16 protein-coding genes are annotated in these 20,238 nt (G+C 69.9%); 11 read left to right on the top strand and 5 right to left on the bottom strand.

The annotated features are described in order from the left end of the window. Window positions 1–43: 43 nt before the first annotated feature. Window positions 44–1,072, top strand: a complete 1,029-nt coding sequence (locus tag QOZ81_RS10410; RefSeq protein ID WP_291207091.1) for a threonine aldolase family protein — start codon at window positions 44–46, stop codon at window positions 1,070–1,072. A 2-nt stretch (window positions 1,073–1,074) separates the two neighbouring features. After that, entirely contained in the window at window positions 1,075–1,944 is an 870-nt protein-coding gene (locus QOZ81_RS10405) for a hypothetical protein (RefSeq protein ID WP_291207094.1), read from the top strand. A 16-nt stretch (window positions 1,945–1,960) separates the two neighbouring features. Here the strand turns inward: QOZ81_RS10405 and QOZ81_RS10400 are convergent, their stop codons facing one another. The 5 genes from QOZ81_RS10400 to QOZ81_RS10380 all read right to left on the bottom strand — a co-directional run bounded on the left by QOZ81_RS10400 (window position 1,961) and on the right by QOZ81_RS10380 (window position 8,144). Continuing rightward, entirely contained in the window at window positions 1,961–4,129 is a 2,169-nt protein-coding gene (locus QOZ81_RS10400) for a bacteriohemerythrin (RefSeq protein ID WP_291207097.1), read from the bottom strand. A 160-nt stretch (window positions 4,130–4,289) separates the two neighbouring features. Further along, window positions 4,290–5,165 carry a YicC family protein gene (locus QOZ81_RS10395; RefSeq protein ID WP_291207102.1) on the bottom strand — a complete coding sequence of 292 codons (876 nt, stop codon included), beginning with the start codon at window positions 5,163–5,165 and terminating at the stop codon, window positions 4,290–4,292. A 48-nt stretch (window positions 5,166–5,213) separates the two neighbouring features. Next, window positions 5,214–5,816 (bottom strand): 3-isopropylmalate dehydratase small subunit, encoded by a 603-nt coding sequence (leuD, locus tag QOZ81_RS10390; RefSeq protein ID WP_291207104.1) that lies wholly within the window; start codon window positions 5,814–5,816, stop codon window positions 5,214–5,216. 1 nt (window position 5,817) lies between these two features. Beyond that, complete coding sequence (gene leuC / locus QOZ81_RS10385) at window positions 5,818–7,227, bottom strand: 3-isopropylmalate dehydratase large subunit (RefSeq protein WP_291207107.1); 1,410 nt, start codon at window positions 7,225–7,227, stop codon at window positions 5,818–5,820. Continuing rightward, the gene (locus QOZ81_RS10380; RefSeq protein WP_291207110.1) at window positions 7,224–8,144 is read right to left on the bottom strand and encodes a LysR family transcriptional regulator; all 921 of its coding nucleotides are present in this window, start codon (window positions 8,142–8,144) and stop codon (window positions 7,224–7,226) included. Before QOZ81_RS10380 ends, leuC begins: the two co-directional genes overlap by 4 nt. A gap of 138 nt (window positions 8,145–8,282) precedes the next feature. On the opposite strand from QOZ81_RS10380, the gene QOZ81_RS10375 reads away from it, so the two are divergent. The 9 genes from QOZ81_RS10375 to QOZ81_RS10335 all read left to right on the top strand — a co-directional run bounded on the left by QOZ81_RS10375 (window position 8,283) and on the right by QOZ81_RS10335 (window position 20,227). Then, window positions 8,283–9,827: a 2-isopropylmalate synthase gene (locus tag QOZ81_RS10375; protein ID WP_291207114.1), complete on the top strand. Its 1,545-nt coding sequence runs from the start codon at window positions 8,283–8,285 to the stop codon at window positions 9,825–9,827. 3 nt (window positions 9,828–9,830) lie between these two features. Then, on the top strand, window positions 9,831–9,956 hold the full coding sequence (locus tag QOZ81_RS10370) for a hypothetical protein (RefSeq protein WP_291207117.1): 126 nt from the start codon (window positions 9,831–9,833) through the stop codon (window positions 9,954–9,956). A gap of 2 nt (window positions 9,957–9,958) precedes the next feature. Further along, the gene (gene leuB, locus QOZ81_RS10365) at window positions 9,959–11,098 is read left to right on the top strand and encodes a 3-isopropylmalate dehydrogenase (protein WP_291207119.1); all 1,140 of its coding nucleotides are present in this window, start codon (window positions 9,959–9,961) and stop codon (window positions 11,096–11,098) included. A gap of 211 nt (window positions 11,099–11,309) precedes the next feature. Beyond that, on the top strand, window positions 11,310–12,998 hold the full coding sequence (ilvD, locus tag QOZ81_RS10360) for a dihydroxy-acid dehydratase (protein ID WP_291207122.1): 1,689 nt from the start codon (window positions 11,310–11,312) through the stop codon (window positions 12,996–12,998). 11 nt (window positions 12,999–13,009) lie between these two features. Then, a complete protein-coding gene (gene ilvB / locus QOZ81_RS10355; RefSeq protein ID WP_291207125.1) occupies window positions 13,010–14,734 on the top strand; it encodes a biosynthetic-type acetolactate synthase large subunit in 1,725 nt (574 codons plus the stop codon). An 11-nt stretch (window positions 14,735–14,745) separates the two neighbouring features. Further along, on the top strand, window positions 14,746–15,291 hold the full coding sequence (gene ilvN / locus QOZ81_RS10350; RefSeq protein WP_291207128.1) for an acetolactate synthase small subunit: 546 nt from the start codon (window positions 14,746–14,748) through the stop codon (window positions 15,289–15,291). A 40-nt stretch (window positions 15,292–15,331) separates the two neighbouring features. Beyond that, window positions 15,332–16,348 (top strand): ketol-acid reductoisomerase, encoded by a 1,017-nt coding sequence (ilvC, locus tag QOZ81_RS10345; RefSeq protein WP_291207131.1) that lies wholly within the window; start codon window positions 15,332–15,334, stop codon window positions 16,346–16,348. A 121-nt stretch (window positions 16,349–16,469) separates the two neighbouring features. Beyond that, complete coding sequence (locus QOZ81_RS10340) at window positions 16,470–18,197, top strand: NAD(P)H-dependent flavin oxidoreductase (protein ID WP_291207134.1); 1,728 nt, start codon at window positions 16,470–16,472, stop codon at window positions 18,195–18,197. A 59-nt stretch (window positions 18,198–18,256) separates the two neighbouring features. Next, on the top strand, window positions 18,257–20,227 hold the full coding sequence (locus tag QOZ81_RS10335) for an Ig domain-containing protein (RefSeq protein WP_291207137.1): 1,971 nt from the start codon (window positions 18,257–18,259) through the stop codon (window positions 20,225–20,227). Window positions 20,228–20,238 lie beyond the last annotated feature (11 nt).

The following is a 20,238-nucleotide window of genomic DNA, read 5'->3' as shown; positions in this document are numbered from 1 at the left end:
CTCCCTTGAACACTTAGTGTGCCATGCGTGATTGAATCTCTTCATGCGCCCCATCGACCTCCGCTCCGACACTGTCACCCAGCCCTCCCCTGAGATGCGCGCGGCCATGGCCTCCGCTGAGGTGGGCGACGACGTGCTGGAGCGCGATCCCTCCCTCGCCCGGCTCGAGGACCGCGTGGCGGAGCTGCTGGGCATGGAGGCGGCCCTGTGGGTGCCCTCCGGCTGCATGGGCAACCTCATCGCGCTGATGCTGCACCTCAAGCGCGGCGATCGGTTCCTGGCCCCCGCCCAGGCCCATGTGCTGGGTTCGGAGCTGGGCACGGGAGCCTGGCTGGCCGGTGGCATGCCCGAGGCCCTGGCCTGGGAGGGTGGCCCAGGGCGCCCCACCCCCGCCCAGGTGACGCGTGCGGCCGGATCGCCCGGCCCCTACTACACCTTGCGCACCACGCTGCTGTGCCTGGAGAACACCCACAACTTCGCCGGTGGCACGGCCACGCCCCTGGTCGAGCACCGCGGCCTGATGGCTGCGGCGAAGGCCGCGAAGCTCGCGGTGCACCTGGACGGCGCGCGGCTTTGGCATGCCGCAGCGGCCCTGGGGCTCGCCCCCTCGGCCCTGACCGAGGGCGTGGACACCGTGCAGGTCTGCCTCAGCAAGGGCCTGGGTGCGCCCATGGGCTCCCTGCTGGGCGGCTCGAAGGCCCACATCGCTGAAGCCCGGCGCCTGCGCAAGATGTTGGGGGGCGGCGTGCGCCAGGGCGGCGTGGTGGGTGCCGCGGGCCTGGTGGCCCTGGACTACCTGCCCCGAATCGCGGAGGACCACGCCAAGACCCGGCGCCTGGCGGATGGCCTGCGCGGCTTCGGCCTCGCCGCCCCCGTGCCCGAGACCAACATCCTGCTGGTGCCCGTGCCCGATGCGGCGGCCACTCTGGCTGCCCTGGAATCCGTGGGCGTCCGCGCCCTGCCGGTGGGGTCGGCCGTCCGGTTCATCCCGCACCGTGACCTCGCCATGGCCGACATCGAGGAGGCCCTCCGCCGCATCGAGCCCCTGGTGCCGGCCCTCCGCGGAGTCTGAGCATGAAGAAGACCCTGGTCGCCCTTGCCGTCCTCCTGGCCACGGCCCTTGGCGTCGGAGGCTACTTCTTCTTCCAGGATGGGCTGGTGCCGGTGCCCCTGGCTGAGCGGCTCATGCGCTTCGTGCCAGGGAAACCCGAGTATGGAGAGGACCAGGCCCGGATCGAAGCCCTGATGCTTCCAGGGCCCAAGACCGAGGCCTTTCTCACCGGCCAGGCGGCCCTGACCGTTCTTGAAGAACAGCCGGTCGGCATCTTCTCCGGCCAGCTCGTCACGGCTCTGGAGGTTTCCCGCCATGGCCGGCGCTGGCGCCTCACCGTGATCCAGGGCTGGCGCCTGCAGGACGGATCGCAGCTCAATGCCGCCAGACTCGCCGCGTCCCTGGGCCCAAGGGTGCTGCCCCTCGGGGGTGAATGCCAGGTGGTGGACGCCATGACTCTGGACCTCCGATTCAAGGTGCGCCCCCAGGGCATGCCCGGCCTGCTGGCCCAGTGGCCGGTGGCAGGCAGTGGCCCCTTCATCCGTCAGGGGGGTGTGCTGACGCGCTTCGAAGGCTTCACTCCGGGCAGGGCAGGCTTCGCAGCCGTGGAAGTACGGACCGATCCTGCGCTTCTCGAAAGCCGGGCCTGGGCCGACGGGCTGGTCTCGGCCCGCTGGGCTTGGGCCGTGTTCCCGGGTCAGGTGACGCCGGAGGACATGGCCCGGGTGCGGCTGGCGCCCTACGATGAGCTGCGCATGAAGGACGGCAGCGTCTGGTTCCTGTCCCGGCGCCTGCGCCGGCTGCGGCCGGACCAGGAGGACTGGACCCGCACCCGGCTCTTCGGCGTGTGGAAGGGGGGCATGGACCTGCCCTACGACTCCCTGGGGATGTGAGCCGGGAAGGAACGGCTCAGGCCAGTCCGCGCGAGGCAAGCTCCCGGGCCAGGGCCTTGTCCACCTTCAGGATGTGGTTCACCAGCCAGTCGCGGATGAAGCCCATGAGCTCGATGGAGACGGAGGCCTGGCCCGCGTCGAACTGCCGCTTGAACTCCGTGACGCTCTGGATGAGCTTGCGGTGCTCCTCTAGGTGCGCCTCCCGGTCGGAGTAGGCGTGCGTATGCATGAGCCCCTCTTCGAAGCCGAAGTGGGACACGGTGTAGTCGACCAGCTCCTGGAGGATCTCCCCGGAGATGGCCCGCCCATGGCCCGCCTGCATGGCTGCGTTGAGCCGGTTGGCGAGGTCAATGAGCTTCTGGTGCTGGCGGTCGATCTCCGAATGCCCGACCTGAAGGGCCGGGGTCCACTCCATGAGGGGCCGGACGGCCGATCCGGCATGGCTGGAAGGGCCGTCCGCCGTCTGGAGGTCCCCGATCTGGAACCGCTTGACCATGCCGAACAGGTCGTTGGCGGCGACGCCCAGTTCGGAAGCCGTGGCCAGGGAGTGGTCGATCACCGCCTCGGTCTTCGAGGAGGCCGCCATCACGTCCCGGACATTGCCCACGATCTCCTCGATGCGCCGGGACTGGGTTCCGGTCGCCTGGGCCAGGTCGCCCATCTTCCCGAGGGTCGCCTCGGCCTCCCGCTCGATGGCGCGCAGGGAGTCGGCGGCGTCCCCCGCCCGCAGCACGCCCGACTCGATCAGGGGCGTGGCGGTTTCCATGCCCTGGACGAGCTTCTCGGTATCGGCCTGGATGGCCTGGAGGGTCTGGCTGATCTCGCCGGTGGCGCGGCCCGTGCGTTCGGAAAGCTTCCTCACCTCGTCCGCGACCACGGCGAAGCCCTTGCCGAGGTGGCCGGCATGGGCCGCCTCGATGGCTGCGTTGAGGGCCAGGAGGTTGGTCTGATCGGCGATGTCCTTGATGACGGTGGCCATGGATTCGATCTCGCGGGTCCGCTCGACCAGCCGGGTGACCTGGGCCGAAGAGGCCGAGATGGTGTCCGAGATGGCCCGCATCCCGACCGTGACTTCGCCGGCGACCTTGGCGCCCTCCTGGGCCCGGTTCACCACCCCCTGGGAGCGGTCCACCGTCTCCTGGGCCAGCTGGTTCACGACCGCCACGGTGGCGGAGACCTCCGTGATGGCGGAGCGGGTCTGTTCGATCACGCCCGCCTGGAGCTGGGTGGCCAGGTTGATCTCATTGGACTGGGAGGACAGGCTCTCGAGGTTCCGCTGGATCTTGAAGGCGTTCTGGGACACGCCGCCGAGCATCTCGCGAAGGTTGCCCTGCATGCGGCTGAGCACGAAGAGGATGCTGCTCTCGTCGCCCTCCCTGAGCGGGATCTCCCCGGTGAGGTCCCCCTGCGCGATGCGGGAGGTGAAGCCCTCCGCGGCCTGGGGCTCGCAGCCGAAGTCCCGGAAGATGCTGCGCCGCACGAACAGGGAGATGGCCAGGAGGCCCAGGGTCCCGAGGATGGCCAGGGTCCCCGTGCGCTTGGCATGCTGGCGGAAGAGGGCATCCACGTCGTCGATGTAGATGCCGGAGCCGATCACCCACCCCCAGGGCTCGAACTTCTTCACATAGGACAGCTTCATGAAGAGTTCCTTGGTCGTGCCGCCCCCGGCGATGGGTTTCGGCCACTGGTACTCGACGAAGCCGTGGCCCGTCCGCTCGACCACGTCGTTGAAGGCCACGAACAGGTTCCGGTTGTCGAGCGGCACGGGTTTGCCGTGGAGCCCCTCGCTCATGGAGGTGGCCTTGTTGAAGCGCGGCTCGTCCAGCACCTTCCCGTCCAGGGCGGGCACCGTGGCGTGCATCACCATGCGCGGGACGGGCTTTCCCAGGTCCTGGATCCAGAAATACTCCTTCTCCTCGTACCGGAGCCGCTTGACGGCCTGGATGGCCTGCCGCTTCGCCTCCTCCTCGGTCAGGGTGCCGGTCCGCTGCATGTCCTGGAAGCCGGCGAGGACGCCATGGGCGGTCTCCACGAGGTGCCTGGTCTTGAGCTGACGATCCTCGTAGAGCTGCTGATGCATCGTGGTGATCGACTGGTAGACGATGGCGAGCATGACGAGGAACGCCGCGGCCACCGTGAGGGAGAGCCGGGTCATCAGCTTCAGGTTCCGCAGGTTCAATGCCATGATCGCCCTCCCCGCTGCGAGGGGAGCAGTCCGTCCGGCCGGACCGCAGAGAGGGACTCGGGCCGGAAGAGGCCTGATTCCGCTGGAACCCTCGACGGATTGCCCCCCCCTGATCGGTGGGAATATACCTGGAGTTAAGTTCGGTGAAAGCCGGGCCCCGTCACTCGAGGTTCGCGGACTGCTCCCGGATCTGGTCCAGCACGCCCTTGGCCTCCATGACCGCGCGGGTCATGTCGATGCGCTTGCACTTGCTGCCGGTGGTGTTGAGCTCCCGCAGCACCTCCTGGCACCAGACATCGATGGCCTTGCCTTCCAGACGGCCCCTGTCCATGCGCTCAGCGAAGTCGTCGAGGTGGGCCGCCAGTCGGATGAGCTCCTCCCGCACATCCTGCCGCTCGGCCAAGACGCCGGCCTCCGCCAGCAGTCGCTCGGCCGGGAGCTGGCCCGCCAGGCGGGCGTCCTCCAGGATCTGCTCGATGCGCTGGCGGTAGAGGCCTGGTAGCTCCACCGCCTGCGTTTCGGCCTCGGCCTTGAGTTTTTCCCGCAGCGCCTTCAGGCGCCTCAGGCCGTCTTCGAAGAAGGGGCGGAGGCGCTCCGCCTCCCGGGCCCGCCCGGCGTTCCAGGCCTCCAGGAGGGCCGTCACGGCCTCCCGGACGGGGGCCTCCAGGCGCTCGCCCAGGTCCGAGGCCGGCGCCTGGAAGGCCCCCGGCAGCCGGAAGAAGGCCTCGGCCGTGAGGGGCGGGAGCTGCAGCCACTCCGCGTCCTCCTGCCAGCCCTTGGCCACGGCCCGGAGCAGGGCGCGGTTCATCCGGGGCTCCAGGGAGGGCTCGTCCTGCACCTCGATGCTGAGGTCGAGCTTGCCGCGGCTGGCGGCCGTGCGCACCTGGGCGCGGATGCCCGCCTCCAGGGGGAAGAGCGCCGGGGGCAAGCGGAGGCTCAGGTCCAGGGCCTTCGAGTTGACGCTCCGCAGGGTGAGCCGCAGCTGGCCGGCCTCCAGGGGGCGGACGATCTCGGCAAAGGCGGTCATGGATTTCATGGGGGTGATCCTGGGGCTGAAATCCCAGGGTAGCGCGCGGCTCGGCGATCAGGAGGTGCGGATCTCCAGCCAGGGCGCTTCCGACCGTCGGCGGGCCTCGTACTTGGCGATGTCCGGCAGGTTCGCCTCGGTGCGCTTGATCTCGTCGAGGCCCTCCAGCAGCACGGCCTTGCGGGCGGGCTCGAGGTCGAAGGCGAAGCTGAGGCCGCCGCCGCGCACCTGCTGGGCCGGGAGGTCCACGGTGAGCGGTGCCGCCACGGCCCCGAGGGCCTCGATGGCCTCCATGGGCAGCTGCACCGGCAGCAGTCCGTTGGCGAAGCAGTTGGTGTAGAAGATGTCGGCGAAGCTGGGCGCGAGGACGGCGCGGATGCCGAAATCCTTCAGGGCCCAGGGCGCGTGCTCGCGGCTGGAGCCGCAGCCGAAGTTCGGTCCAGCGAGCAGGATGGAGGCCTGGCGGAAGCGGTCCTGGTTGAGGACGAACTCCGCCCGCTCCCGGCCATCCGAGTCGTAGCGGATCTCATGGAAGAGGTTCCGCCCCAGGCCCGAGCGGACCAGCGTCTTCAGGAACTGCTTCGGGATGATGAGGTCGGTGTCGATGTTGGCGCGGAGAAGCGGGGCGGCGATGCCGGTGTGGACGGTAAAGGGTTCCATCTCAGGCTCCCATCAGGCGGCGGACATCGGTGAAGTGGCCCGTCACGGCAGCGGCGGCGGCCATGCCGGGGCTCACCAGGTGGGTGCGGCTGCCGCGCCCCTGGCGGCCTTCGAAGTTGCGGTTGCTGGTGCTGGCGCAGCGGACGCCCTCGGCGAGCCGGTCGTCGTTCATGCCCAGGCACATGCTGCACCCAGGCTGGCGCCACTCGAAGCCGGCCTCCAGGAAGATGCGGTCCAGTCCCTCGGCCTCGGCCTGCCGCTTCACGAGGCCCGAACCCGGCACCACCAGGGCGCGGATGCCGGAGGCGACCTTGCGGCCCCGGGCCACGGCGGCGGCTTCCCGCAGATCCTCGATGCGGCCATTGGTGCAGGAGCCGATGAACACCGCCTGCAGGGCGATGTCCGCGATGGGCGTGCCAGGCCGCAGATCCATGTATTCGAGGGCCCGGAGCATGGCCTGCCGGTCGTCTTCCGTGGCGGCCTGGCCGGGATCCGGCACGCGTCCGGCGATGTCTGTCACCCACTGGGGGCTGGTGCCCCAGGTCACCTGCGGGGCCAGGGTCGAGACGTCGAGGACCACGTCGGTGTCGAAGGCCGCGCCCTCATCCGACACCAGCGTGCGCCAGTGGGCGAGGGCCTGGTCCCAGAGGGCACCCTGGGGGGCCATGGAGCGCCCTTTGAGGTAGGCGAAGGTGGTCTCGTCCGGCGCCACGAGGCCCGAGCGCGCGCCGCCCTCGATGCTCATGTTGCAGAGGGTCATGCGGCCTTCCATGGACAGCGCGCGGACCGCGGCGCCCGTGAACTCCATGACGTGGCCGGTGCCGCCGGCGGTGCCGATCTTCCCGATGAGGGCGAGGGCCAGATCCTTGGCGCCGAGGCCCGGGGGCAGGGTGCCCTCGAAACGGACGCGCAGGTTCTTCGATTTGCGCTGCGGCAGCGTCTGGGTGGCCATCACGTGCTCGACCTCGCTGGTGCCGATGCCGAAGGCCAGGGCCCCGAAGGCGCCGTGGGTGCTGGTATGGCTGTCGCCGCAGACGATGGTGGTGCCGGGCAGGGTGAAGCCCTGTTCCGGACCCACCACGTGGACGATGCCCTGGCGGTCGTCGAGCAGGGGCAGGTAGGGCACGCCGTAGGCCTTCACGTTGGCTTCCAGGGCCTCCACCTGCAGGCGGCAGGTCTCGTCGGCGATGCCCTGCTCGCGGTCGATGGTGGGGACGTTGTGGTCCGCCACCGAAAGGATTGCATTGGGCCGGCGGAGGGGGCGCCCGGCCTCCCGCAGGCCCTCGAAGGCCTGGGGGCTGGTGACCTCGTGGACCAGATGCCGGTCGATGTAGAGGAGGCTGGTGCCATCCGAGCGTACGGCCACCAGGTGTTCGTCCCAGATCTTGTCGTAGAGGGTGCGGGGACTCATGGCTGCTTCCTCCTGGCTTGCGGGGCCGTGCGGGTGAAGTCGGTGGCCCGGATCAGCTGCAGGAAGGCCTTGGCCGCGTGGGACAGGGCCTCCTCCCGGCGGGTGACGATGCGGATGAGCTTCTCGACCTGGAGCTCCTTGACGGCGACCTCCACCAGGCGGCCCTGCCGGATGCCCTCCAGCACGGTCATCCTCGGCAGGATGGCCAGTCCGGCGCCGAGGGCCACGAACTCCTGGATGGTGGCCAGCGAGCCCAGCTCCATGGTGATGCGCAGCGGCGTGCCGAGGCGGGCGAAGAGGTCGATGATGGCGTTGCGGGTGGGCGTGATGGCGTTGTGGGCCACGAAGGTCTCGCGGCCCAGCGCCTCCAGGTTGATCTCCTTCTTGCGGGCCAGCTTGTGCCCCGGGGGCACCACGAGCACCATGTGATCGCGGAGGATGACCTCGCTCTGGAGTTCGGGATGCATGGGGTCGTAGGAGACGAAGCCCACGTCCAGCCGGCGCTCGAGCACCTCGGCGGGGATGCGCTCGGAGCTCTGGCGGTAGGCCTGGATGCGGATGGCCGGATGGGCCTGCTGGTAGGCCAGCAGGACGCCCGGCAGCAGGAACTCCGACACGCTCTCGTTGGCGCCGATGTTCAGCCGCCCCTGCTGGAGCCCTTTGAGCGAGCCGAAGGTGTCGATGATCTGCTTGCGCAGGTCGAGCATGCGCTGGGCCAGGGGCAGCAGCGTCGCCCCGGCGTCCGTGAGGGTGCCGCCCTTGGTGGTGCGGTCCAGCAGGGTCTCGCCCAGTTCCTCCTCCAGGCGCTTGAGGGCCAGGCTCACGGCGGGCTGCGTGCGGTACAGGCGCTCCGCGGCCCGCGAGAAGCTCTTCTCCCGCGCCACCACCAGGAAGGTTTCCAGCTGCCCGAGGTCCATGACCACTCCCGTGTGAAGTGTAGGTTTCCAAGAATAACTTATGGAATCATAAAAAAAATTAAATACATTTATGAGTTGGAACGCGCCATCGTTTGGTGATCCCTCCGGCTCCGGCCGGGTGAAGGAGCATCTCGACCCATGGGCACCGAGCGGATCACCATCTTCGACACCACCCTTCGCGACGGCGAGCAGTCCCCGGGCTGCAGCATGAATCTGGACGAGAAGCTGCAGATGGCCCGCCAGCTGGAGGCCCTGGGGGTGGACGTCATCGAGGCGGGATTCCCCGTGGCCTCGGAGGACGACTTCGCGTCCGTGCAGGCCATCGCCCGCGAGTGCCGGAAGCCCGTCATCGCCGCCCTGTGCCGCGCCATTCCGAAGGACATCGATCGCGCCTGGGAGGCACTCCAGGAAGCGGCCCATCCCCGCATCCACACTTTCCTCGCGACCTCCGACATCCACCTGGAATACAAACTGCAGAAATCGCGGGCCGAGGCGCTGGTGATGATCCGCGAAGGGGTGTCCCGCGCCAAGGGCCACTGCCCCGACGTGGAGTTCTCCGCCGAGGACGCCACCCGCAGCGACTGGGACTACCTCGTGGAGGTATTCACCGTGGCCATCGAGGCCGGGGCCACCGTGCTCAACGTGCCTGATACCGTGGGCTACACCGTGCCCGACGAGTACGGTCGCCTCATCGGCCACCTGAAGGCGAAGGTCCCCGGCATCGACGGCGTCACCATCAGCGTCCACTGCCACAACGACCTGGGGTTGGCGGTGGCCAACTCCCTCGCCGCCATCTCGGCTGGCGCCCGGCAGGTGGAATGCACGGTGAACGGCATCGGCGAGCGGGCCGGCAACGCGGCGCTGGAGGAAGTGGTCATGGCCCTGTCGGTGCGGCGGGACGCCATGCCCTTCACCACCGGCGTGAACCAGGAGGCCATCTACCGCACCAGCCAGACCCTGGCCAACATCACGGGCAACGAGGTCCAGCCCAACAAGGCCATCGTGGGCCGCAACGCCTTCGCCCACGAGAGCGGCATCCACCAGCACGGCATGCTGAGCCACCGCTCCACCTACGAGATCATGACGCCGGAATCGGTGGGCGTGCGCCAGACCAACCTGGTGCTGGGCAAGCACTCGGGCCGGCACGCGCTTGCCAAGCGCTTCGAGGAGCTGGGCTATCCGCTCGGCCGCACCGAGCTGGACAAGGCCTACAAGCTGTTCACGAAGCTCAGCGACCAGAAGAAGGAGATCTTCGACGAGGACCTGCTGGCCATCGTCCGTGACGGCCTCACGCACATTCCCGAGACCTTCAAGCTCCGCGCCCTCCAGGCCACGGCCGGCACCTCCATGTTCGCCACGGCCCTGGTCACCCTCCTTTCCGATGAGGGCGAGGCCACCGAGACCGCCATGGGCGATGGTCCCGTCAACGCGGTGTTCGCGGCCGTGGACAAGCTCACGGGGCTCAAGGGGAGGCTGCTGGATTTCCGCATCCACGCCATCACCGGCGGTGCCGATGCGGTGGGCGAGGTGTTCGTCCAGGTGGAGTTCGAGGGTGTGACCCAGGGCGGGAAGGGGGCCAGCACCGACATCGTCGAGGCCAGCGTCCGGGCCTACCTCAACGCCACGAACAAGGTTCTCTTCGCCCGCCGCGCGGCTGCGCCGGCGGCGGCTGAAACGAGGTGATGCATGACGGATCCCAGGCCCGCACCCCAGCCCGATAGCCCGGAACGCGCGGCCGAGGCGGCGCTGGCCGCGGCGGCCCCGGCACCGGACCTGCTCGACGGGGCGGATGCCTACGGCTGGGGGGTGTGAGCATGGAAGCCCGCATCACCGTCCTCCCCGGCGACGGCGTGGGGCCCGAGGTCACGGCGGAGGCCGTGGCCTGCCTCGCCAGCGTGGCCGAGCGCTTCGGTCACCAGTTCGCCTTCCAGGAGGCGCTCATCGGCGGGGCCGCTGTGGACGCCACCGGCGATCCCCTGCCGGACGCGACCCTGGAGCTCTGCCGCTGCGCCGATGCCGTGCTGCTCGGTGCCGTGGGCGGACCCGCCTGGGATGGCCACGCCCGCGATCAGCGCCCGGAGTCGGGGCTGCTGCGGCTGCGCAAGGGCCTGGGCCTCTTCGCGAACCTCCGGCCCGTGACCGTCCATCCCGCCCTGGAGGACGCCTCCCCCCTGAAGCCCGAGGTCGTGCGCGGGACCGACCTGATGTTCGTGCGCGAGCTCAGCGGCGGGCTCTACTTCGGTGAGCCCCGGTCCTATTCCGACGAGGCCGCGGTCAACACGCTGCCCTACACCCGCGTCGAGATTGAGCGCGTAGCCAGGGTGGCCTTCGAGCTGGCCGGCTCCCGGCGCCGGAACCTGGTGTCCGTGGACAAGGCCAACGTGCTGGAGACCTCCCGCCTCTGGCGCCAGGTGGTGAACGATCTCGCCCCCAGCTACCCGGAGGTGAAGGTGCAGCACCACTATGTGGACAGCTTCGCCATGGCCCTGATCACCCGGCCCCGGGACTTCGACGTGGTGCTCACCGAGAACCTGTTCGGCGACATCCTCAGCGACGAGGCGGCCGTGCTGGCCGGTTCCCTGGGCATGCTCCCCTCTGCGAGCCTGGGCGGCTCCGTGGGCCTCTACGAACCCATCCACGGCTCCGCACCGGACATCGCCGGCCAGGACGTGGCCAACCCCATCGGCACCATCCTCTCGGCGGCCATGCTGCTCCGCCACGCCCTCGGCCTCAAGGACGAGGCCCTGGCCCTGGAACAGGCTGTGCACCGCGTGGTCAAGTCCGGGCACGGCACCGGCGACCTCCGGGGCGGGGCGAAGTACATCCACGGCACCCGCTTCATGGGCGCCCGCATCCGCGAGGCCATCCGGCCGCCGCGGGCGAACACGCCCCGGCTGGTGGATTCCGCCTACTCCTTCTGCGGATCCCCCGAAGGCCATCACTCGAAGCTCTGACCTGACCGAGGACCCTTGATGATCCAGCTCCCCGCCAACACCCCGTCACCCGTTGCGTCCGCCTCGACGGAGGGACTTTCCCTGATTCGACCCGTCGGGCTGGGCATCGTGCTGCGGCTGACGGACTAGGGGCCACCCGATCGAAACCACTTCGACGACGGCCCCGCACCTACCAGCGGGGCCGCTGACTTTCTGAACCACGAGGACCACCATGACCGCCAGTGACCAGCCTCTGAACCGCCACAGCCGGGTCATCACCCAGGGCGCCCACCGCGCCCCCGCCCGGGCCATGCTGAAGGCCATCGGCTTCACGGACGAGGATCTGGCCAAGCCCATCATCGGCATCGCGAACACCTGGACCGAAATCGGCCCCTGCAACTACCACCTGCGCGAGCTGGCCGAGCGCGTGAAGGCGGGCGTCCGCGCCGCCGGTGGCACCCCCATGGAGTTCTGCACGGTCTCCATCAGCGACGGCATCACCATGGGCACCGAGGGCATGAAGGCCTCCCTGGTGAGCCGCGAGGTCATCGCGGATTCCATCGAGCTGGTGGCCCGCGGCAACGCCTTCGACGGCCTGGTCTGCCTCTCGGGCTGCGACAAGACCAACCCCGGCGTGGCCATGGCGCTGGCTCGTCTCGATATTCCGGGCCTGATCCTCTACGGGGGATCCACGGCGCCGGGCGAGTGCGATGGCAGGGACCTCACCGTGCAGGACGTCTTCGAGGCGGTAGGCGCCCACAGCTCGGGCAAGCTCGACGATGCGGGCCTGAAGAAGGTGGAGGACGCCGCCTGTCCCGGCGCCGGTGCCTGCGGCGGCCAGTTCACGGCCAACACCATGGCGGCCAGCCTGGAGCTCATCGGCCTCAGCCCCATGGGCCTCAACGGCATCCCGGCGGAGGACCCCCGCAAGGGCGACGCGGCCGAGACCTGTGGCCGCATCATCATGGACCTGCTCCGCAGCGACCTGCGGCCCAGCGCCATCCTCACCCGCCAGGCCTTCGAGAACGCCATCGCCGCCGTGGCCGCCACGGGCGGTTCCACCAACGCGGTGCTGCACTACCTGGCCCTGGCCCGGGAGGCCGGCGTGCCCCTCAGCATCGACGACTTCGACCAGGTCAGCGCCCGCACGCCGCTGTTGGCGGACCTCAAGCCCGGCGGCCGCTTCACGGCGCCCGACCTGCACGCGGCCGGCGGCATCCGCCTGGTGGCCCAGCGCCTGCTGGAGGGCGGCAAGCTCCACGGGGCTGCCCTCACCGTCACCGGGCGCACCGTGGCCGAAGAGCTCGCCTCGGCCCAGGAAACCCCGGGCCAGCAGGTGGTGCGTCCTTTCGCGAACCCCATCAAGGCCAGCGGTGGCCTCGTCATCCTCAAGGGCAGCCTGGCTCCGGAGGGCTGCGTCATCAAGGTGGCCGGCCATGAGCGGCTGCACCACACGGGCCCGGCGCGGGTCTTCGAGACTGAGGACGAGGCCTTCGCCGCTGTCCAGGAAGGGCGCATCGACCATGGCGACGTGCTGGTCATCCGCTACGAGGGCCCCCGCGGCGGGCCTGGCATGCGCGAGATGCTGGGCGTCACCGCGGCCCTCATGGGCGCGGGCCTGGGCGAGACCGTGGCCCTGCTCACGGACGGCCGCTTCTCCGGCGCCACCCGCGGCCTCATGGCGGGCCACGTGGCGCCCGAGGCCGCCGTGGGCGGCCCCATCGCCCTGGTGCGCGAGGGGGACACGGTGGTCTTCGACGTGCCCACGCGGCGCCTGGATCTGAAGATCCCCGACGACGAGCTGGCCCGGCGCCGGGCCGAGTGGAAGGCCCCGGCCCCGCGCTACCGCACCGGCGTCTTCGCCAAGTACGCCGCCACCGTGGCCAGCGCCTCCGAAGGCGCCATCACGGTCGCCCAGTGAAGGAGGCGCGCATGTCCGAACCAGGATCCTTCACCGGCGCCCAGCTCATCTGGGAGAGCCTCATCCGCGAGGGCGTGGACACGGTCTTCGGCTATCCCGGCGGGGCCATCCTGCCCACCTACGACGCCATGACTGAGTACACCGTCCGGCACGTGCTGGTGCGCCACGAGCAGAGCGCCGTGCACATGGCGGACGGCTACGCCCGGGCCAGCGGGCGCGTGGGCGTGGTGGTGGCCACCTCGGGCCCCGGCGCCACGAACCTGGTGACGGGCCTGGCCACGGCCATGCTGGACTCCACGCCGCTGGTGGCCATCACCGGGCAGGTGGGCTCGGCACTGCTGGGCACGGACGCCTTCCAGGAAGTGGACATCACGGGCATCACCATCCCCGTCACCAAGCACAACTACCTGGTGACCCGGGCCGAGGACATCGTCCCCGCCATCCGTGAGGCCTTCGCCGTGGCCCGCAGCGGGCGCCCCGGCCCCGTGCTGGTGGACATCACGAAGGACGCCCAGCAGTCCCGCGCCAGCCTGGATTGGGACGCCGCCGTGCCCCAGCGCCACCTGCGCCACATCCCGCCCACGCCGAGGCCGGCCGACCTGGCCCAGGCCCTGGAGCTCATCCGCCAGGCCAAGCGGCCCGTCATCCTCGCCGGCCACGGCATCCAGCTGTCCGGCGCCCGGGCCGAGGTCATCGCCCTCGCCGAGCGCGCCGACATCCCCTTCGCCCTGACCCTGCTGGGCCTGGGCGCCGTGCCCGCCACGCACCCGCTGAGCCTCGGCATGATGGGCATGCACGGCGAGGCCTGGGTGAACCGGGCCATCCAGGAGGCGGACCTCCTGCTGGCCTTCGGCATGCGCTTCGACGACCGCGTGACCGGCAAGCTCAAGGAGTACGCACCCCACGCGAGGAAGATCCACATCGACATCGACGCCAGCGAGCTGAACAAGAACGTGCCCGTGGACGTGGCCATCGCGGCCGACCTGGGCGCCGTGCTGCGGGCCCTGCTGCCCGAGGTACCCGTGGCGGACCGCTCCGCCTGGCTGGACACCATCCGCGAGTGGCGCGGCGATTCCGCCGTGCGCGACATCAAGAACCTGCCGGACGACGGCCACCTCTACGCGGCGCACGTCATGCATGATTTGTGGCGCCTCACCAAGGGCGAAGCCGTGGTGGTGACGGACGTGGGCCAGCACCAGATGTGGGAGGCCCAGTACTACAAGCACGACGGAGAGCGCAGCCTCATCACCAGCGGCGGCGCCGGCACCATGGGCTTCGCCCTGCCCGCGGCCATCGGCGCGAAGATCGCCCGGCCGGAGGCTGAGGTCTGGGTGGTGGCGGGCGATGGTGGCTTCCAGATGACCTTCGCCGAGCTGATGACCGCCGTGCAGGAAGGGGTGAAGGTGAACATCGCCATCATCAACAACGGCTACCTCGGCATGGTCCGCCAGTGGCAGGCCATGTTCTACGAGGGCCGCTATGCCGCCACGCCCATCCTGTCGCCGGACTTCGTGAAACTGGCGGAGGCCTTCGGCATCCCCGGCCAGCGAGTGGAGACCCGCGGCGAGGTGGCCGCGGCCGTGGCCCGGGCCCGGGAGGCCCAGGGCGCGGCCCTCATCGAGTTCAAGGTCGAGCAGGAGGACAGCGTCTATCCCATGGTGCCCGCCGGCGCGGCGCTCCACGAGATGATCCGCCGACCCAGTGCTCTGGCCGAAACCGGTTCGGATCCCGTATGAAAGGAGGTCACATGCCCCACGTACTCGTGGTCTACACCGACGACGAACCTGGCGTCCTCACCCGCGTGGCCTCGCTGATCCGCCGCCGCGGCTTCAACATCCACTCGCTCACGGTGGGCCCCACGGAGCGGGCCGGCCTGTCCCGCATGACCATCGTGGTGGACGCGGAGGCGCCGACCGTGCGCCAGGCCGTGGAGCACCTGCGCAAGCTCGTGAACGTGCTGGCCGTGGAGCAGCTGGGCGACCGGCCCATGGTTGTCCGCGACCTGGTCCTGGTACGGGTGGCCGCGACTCCCGAGGTGCGCTCGGAGGTGCTGCAGCTGGCCCAGGTCTTCCGCGCCAACGTGGTGGACATCGCCGACGACAGCCTGGTCATCGAGTGCACCGGCAGCCTCGCCAAGATCGATGCCCTGGTCGATTCCATGCGCCCCTTCGGGATCCTCGAACTGGGCCGCACCGGTGCCGTGGCCATGGCCCGCGGCACCCGCACCCCCACGCCCTCCAGGGCCCCCGTGCCCCTCCGCACGGGCACGGGTCCCGAAGCCATGTCCGTCTGATCTCTTCCTTCCCTGCGACACAACCCCACAGGAGCCCACCATGGCCGTCATCCACTACGAAGCCGACCTCGACCTCATCCGCGCCCGCAAGGTGGCCATCATCGGCTATGGCTCCCAGGGCCACGCCCACGCCCTCAACCTCCGCGACAGCGGCGTCAACGTCCGCGTGGGCCTCCACGCCGGCTCGGCTTCCAAGGCCAAGGCGGAAGCCCAGGGACTGACGGTCTCCACGCCCGCCGAGGCCGCGGCCTGGGCCGACGTGATCATGATCCTCACGCCGGACACGGGGCAGGGGGAGCTCTACCAGAAGGACATCGCCCCGAACCTCGCCCCGGGCAAGACGCTGATGTTCGCCCACGGCTTCAACATCCGCTACGGTTGCATCGAGCCCCCCAAGGGCGTGGACGTGAGCCTGGTGGCGCCCAAGAGCCCCGGCCACCGCGTGCGCGAGGTCTTCGTCGAGGGCGGCGGCACACCAGGTCTGGTGGCCATCCACCAGGATGCCAGCGGTCAGGCCCTGGCCCTGGCCCTCTCCTATGCCCTGGCCCTCGGCCTCACCCGCGCCGGCGTGCTGGAGACCACCTTCACGGAGGAGACCGAGACCGATCTGTTCGGCGAGAAGGCCGTGCTCTGCGGCGGCGCCAGCGCCCTGGTGAAGGCGGGTTTTGAAACGCTCGTGGAAGCGGGCTACCAGCCCGAGATCGCCTACTTCGAGTGCCTCCACGAGCTGAAGCTCATCGTGGACCTCATGCAGCGGGGCGGCCTCAGCTACATGCGCTACAGCATCAGCGACACCGCCGAGTACGGTGACTACACCGGCGGCCCCCGCATCGTCACCGACCAGACCAAGGCCGAGATGAGGGAGATCCTCAAGGAGATCCAGGACGGCCGCTACGCCAAGGCCTGGATCGAGGAGAACAAGACGGGCCGCAAGTGGTTCGAGGCCCAGCGGGCCGCGGATTACGAGCACCCCCTGGAGCAGGTAGGCAGAAAACTCCGCCGCATGATGCCCTTCCTCGATCCTGTGGAAACCGCCGCCCCCACGGTGAAGCCCTGAGGAATTTCCGTGACGGGGTTTGGGCACCTTGACCGCGGGTCAAATGCTTGAGCCCCGTCACAGGTTTTGGCCTCAGAATGGTGTCTATGCGCGGAGACCCATCCGCGCCCAGGAGCCTTGAATGGCCGAGTCCTTCTTCAAGACCGCCACCTCGCCCACCCTCCAGGGCTGGCAGGCGCCCGGTTCCTTGGACTTCCAGGCCGCCTTCCTCCGTGCCGGAGGCTGGGCGCTGCCCCGCACCGACGCCTTTCCGGATGCCGCCAAGCTCCGCGCCCGGCTGGAGGAGCTCAAGGCCTCCATGCGCGATGGCGCCAAGATCGGCCTGGACCTCCGGGGCCTGCGGGACAGCGCCGACAGCGTGATGACCGCCGCCCGCGAAGCCGGCGTGGCCTTCCTGCTCCACACGGCCGAGCTGCCGCCATCCCTGGCCATGCTCCGCCACACCAACATGCCCCGCCTAGTGGCCGTGCAGAACCCCGAAGAGGGCGCCCGGGCCAAGGCCGGTGGCGCCGCCGCCCTGCTGGCTCGGGCCTGCGATGTGGCCTCCTTGCGCAGCCTCGGCCTGCCCGTGATGGCCGTGGCCGATACCGAAGCCGAAGCGCGGCAGGCCATGGCGGACGGCGCCATCGGGCTGCAGCCCCGGACCCCTGGTCTGCTGGATGCTTCGCCCCTGGCGGCCTTCCGGACCCGTCTCATGGCCGGTCTGGATTCCATGGCCCAGGCTTTCGTGCGCCGCGGGGCCTGCACGCTGCCCCGGCTCAAGATCCGCAACCTCGATCTGGCCTACCCCATCCAGCAGGGCGGCATGGGCGTGGGCGTCTCCTGGGAAGGCCTCGCGGGCGCCGTGGCCAGCGCCGGCTGCGTGGGCCTGGTGTCCGCCATCGGCACGGGCTACCACGGCTCGGCCAACCCCAAGATGCGCCTGGGCCGTCCCGACGGCACCGACGCGCTGAACCCCCCCAAGGCCCTGGAATGGATCGTCCGCGCGGCCCGTGAGCGCTCCGGCGGCCGTGGTGCCGTGGGCGTGAACATCCTCTGCGCCATCGAGGGCTACGAGGAGGCCGTGCGGGCCTCCCTCGCCGGCGGCGCCCAGATGATCGTGTCCGGCGCTGGGCTGCCTCTGGCGCTGCCTGGCTACGTGGGCGACGCGGATGTGGCCCTGGTGCCCATCGTGTCCTCCGGCCGCGCCCTCCAGGTCATCTGCAAGCAGTGGCAGCGGAAGTTCAACCGCCTGCCCGACGCGGTGGTGCTGGAAGGCCCGGAAAGCGGCGGCCACCAGGGCTTCAGCCACGACGGCTGCCTGGATCCGGCCCACACGCTGGAGAACATCCTCCCCGAAGTGATCGAGGAGCGGAACAAGTGGGGCGAGTTCCCCATCCTGGTGGCCGGCGGCGTCTGGGATCACGCGGACATCCAGCGCTTCCTGGCCCTGGGTGCCGATGGCGTGCAGATGGGCACCCGCTTCATCGGCACCTTTGAGTGCGATGCCTCGCCGATCTTCAAGGAGGTCATCCTCCGCGCCAAGGCCGAGGACATCGGCCTCATGAAATCCCCCGTGGGCCTGCCGGCCCGGGGCGTCCGCACCAGCCTGCAGCGGAACATCGAGGCCGGCACCGCGCCGCTGGTGCGCTGCGTGAGCAACTGCCTCAGCCCCTGCGGCCACGGCAAGGGCGCCATGGCCGTGGGCTACTGCATCGCCGACCGCCTGGCCGACGCCATGCAGGGCAACGAGGAGAGCGGCCTCTTCTTCACGGGCAGCAACGGCGCCAAGCTCCGCGAGCTGGTGAGCGTCCGCGACCTCATCGAAGAACTCACCCAGGACCCCGGACTCCAGCGGCTCTACGCCTAGGGGAATCGGGGATCAACGGATCCCGACCCCGGGTCGATAAGGGACCCAGGGGGTGGGAGATGGGGATCGAAGCGCGCGGGACTGGACCCAGCTGGCGATCTCTCCTTCTGGTCCTCGGAGCGCTCCTGGGTTGCGGCGGAGGGGGCGGCTCCGCGCCGCCGCCCGCCCCATCGGCACTGGTCTACGGCAGCAACCCGGCGGTCTACACCCTGGCCCAGGCGGCCCCGGCGAACCGCCCTACCTGGTCCGGTGGCGAGATCCGCACCTTCAGCGTCGCGCCCGTCCTGCCGGCAGGCCTGGTCCTGGATCCGGCCAGCGGTGTCCTCACCGGGACACCGACCGCCCTCAAGCCTGCGGCTGTCTATACGATCACCGGCACCGGCCCCGGCGGATCCACCCAGGCCCAGGTCCAGCTGACCGTAGTGGACGTCCCTCCGGCCATCAGCTACGGCAGCGGCAGCTACACCTTCACCACGGGCCAGGCCATCACCACGCTCCTGCCGACGAACAGCGGCGGTCCCGCCGTGTCCTGGTCGATCGCGCCCGCGGCCCCGGCGGGGCTGGTCTTCAGCACCTCGGACGGCACCCTCAGCGGGACGCCCACGACCCTCAGCGCCACCGCGAGCTACCTCATCACCGCCACCAACTCGGGCGGCAGCTCGTCGGTGTCGCCCCAGCTCACCGTGAACCCGCTCCCGCCCAGTATCAGCCTCCAGCCCGTCGATGCCACCGTGGACTACCAGGCGGCGGCCGTCTTCACGGTGTCCGCCACGGGCACGGGAACGCTGGGATACCAGTGGTGGCGGGATGGCGCTCCCATCGCCGGGGCCACGGGTCCCACCTACACCTCGGCATCCCTGACGACGGTCGATGACGGGGCGGCCTTCCACGCGGTGGTCAGCGATGCCTATGGCGGCAGCGTCACGAGCGCCACCGTCCACGTGACGGTGCGGCCCGAGCTGGCCACCTGGCTGGTGGCGCATCCGCGGGTGGCCTCGGCCATCCGCTGGCAGTTCCGGCCAGCAAACCTCGGAAACCTCTACCAGGCCCCCGCGGACGCGGACAAGGTGGCCTGGACCGCCTGGTCGCCCCAGCAGCAGGCCGACCTCAACCAGGCCTTCCTGGATGCCAAGGCCTGGTTCGCCCAGGGGGCCCACCAGGTCGCCATGGATTCCGCGGGGCTCACGGACGAGCCCGTCAACCAGCACCCTCAGACCAACATCGACACCCTCACGACCCTCCAGTGGGTGACGCCCGCGCACATGTGGAAGCTCTACGTCGCCCACGTGGCCTTCGCCCTGGCCCAGGAGCTCAGCCACCCGCTGCCCTGGAGCCTGGTGGACGACACGGACGAGACCCTGCGCTACCTCCTCGACAGCAGCGTGATGGCCTGGTACCTGCCGAACGGGAACTTCTGGATGGGCACCTACGCGGGGGCCTATCCGCCGGCCCTGCGCGCCGACACGCGGCCCCACACGACCTTCGCGCCGCCCATGTGGACCTACCCCTGGCTGCAGCAGGCGGGGCTCATCGGCGCCACGCGGCAGGAGACCATCGGCAAGGTCATGGAGTGGATGCGCGGCAACATGTGGCACTTCTATGGTGCCGACACCTTCGGTAACCACCAGGCCGTGTGGCAGTACCGGGGCCACGTGCCGCTCTCGAAGATCGTGAATGGCACCGTCGATGCGAACAACCCTGGCCTTGGGACGCAGCACTGGACCGCCGGCTGCCACGGCAGCGTGGGCTTCCTCCATGCTGTGCTCCGGGTGCTCAACGTGCCGGTGCAGCCCGTCTGGATCTGCGGCCACGAGCTGGCCTACTTCCCCTCCGAGAAGCTCTACCTGGATCACGGCGACGACCCCTACAACCAGGTCGTGAAGAACCACCCCGCCAGCCCCGTCCTGAACCTGCTCATCGACGAGGCCACTTACCAGTCCTGGTTCACGCCGGACCTCACCGTGAACATCAATGGCACCAACGCCACCGCCCTGGCCAACGTGGGGAGGAAGGCCGCCGAGTTCCAATAGAACAGCGGGTC

It is taken from the genome of Geothrix sp. (assembly GCF_030219325.1).
Taxonomy (GTDB): Bacteria; Acidobacteriota; Holophagae; order Holophagales; family Holophagaceae; genus Geothrix.
This window is presented reverse-complemented; position numbering and strand designations above follow the sequence as displayed.

Bases quoted from the DNA above. Each gene is read 5' to 3' on its own strand.
- QOZ81_RS10410 (WP_291207091.1), top strand. From the start codon at position 44: ATGCGCCCCATCGACCTCCGCTCCGACACTGTCACCCAGCCCTCCCCT.
- QOZ81_RS10405 (WP_291207094.1), top strand. From the start codon at position 1,075: ATGAAGAAGACCCTGGTCGCCCTTGCCGTCCTCCTGGCCACGGCCCTT.
- QOZ81_RS10400 (WP_291207097.1), bottom strand. From the start codon at position 4,129: ATGGCATTGAACCTGCGGAACCTGAAGCTGATGACCCGGCTCTCCCTC.
- QOZ81_RS10395 (WP_291207102.1), bottom strand. From the start codon at position 5,165: ATGAAATCCATGACCGCCTTTGCCGAGATCGTCCGCCCCCTGGAGGCC.
- leuD (WP_291207104.1), bottom strand. From the start codon at position 5,816: ATGGAACCCTTTACCGTCCACACCGGCATCGCCGCCCCGCTTCTCCGC.
- leuC (WP_291207107.1), bottom strand. From the start codon at position 7,227: ATGAGTCCCCGCACCCTCTACGACAAGATCTGGGACGAACACCTGGTG.
- QOZ81_RS10380 (WP_291207110.1), bottom strand. From the start codon at position 8,144: ATGGACCTCGGGCAGCTGGAAACCTTCCTGGTGGTGGCGCGGGAGAAG.
- QOZ81_RS10375 (WP_291207114.1), top strand. From the start codon at position 8,283: ATGGGCACCGAGCGGATCACCATCTTCGACACCACCCTTCGCGACGGC.
- QOZ81_RS10370 (WP_291207117.1), top strand. From the start codon at position 9,831: ATGACGGATCCCAGGCCCGCACCCCAGCCCGATAGCCCGGAACGCGCG.
- leuB (WP_291207119.1), top strand. From the start codon at position 9,959: ATGGAAGCCCGCATCACCGTCCTCCCCGGCGACGGCGTGGGGCCCGAG.
- ilvD (WP_291207122.1), top strand. From the start codon at position 11,310: ATGACCGCCAGTGACCAGCCTCTGAACCGCCACAGCCGGGTCATCACC.
- ilvB (WP_291207125.1), top strand. From the start codon at position 13,010: ATGTCCGAACCAGGATCCTTCACCGGCGCCCAGCTCATCTGGGAGAGC.
- ilvN (WP_291207128.1), top strand. From the start codon at position 14,746: ATGCCCCACGTACTCGTGGTCTACACCGACGACGAACCTGGCGTCCTC.
- ilvC (WP_291207131.1), top strand. From the start codon at position 15,332: ATGGCCGTCATCCACTACGAAGCCGACCTCGACCTCATCCGCGCCCGC.
- QOZ81_RS10340 (WP_291207134.1), top strand. From the start codon at position 16,470: ATGGCCGAGTCCTTCTTCAAGACCGCCACCTCGCCCACCCTCCAGGGC.
- QOZ81_RS10335 (WP_291207137.1), top strand. From the start codon at position 18,257: ATGGGGATCGAAGCGCGCGGGACTGGACCCAGCTGGCGATCTCTCCTT.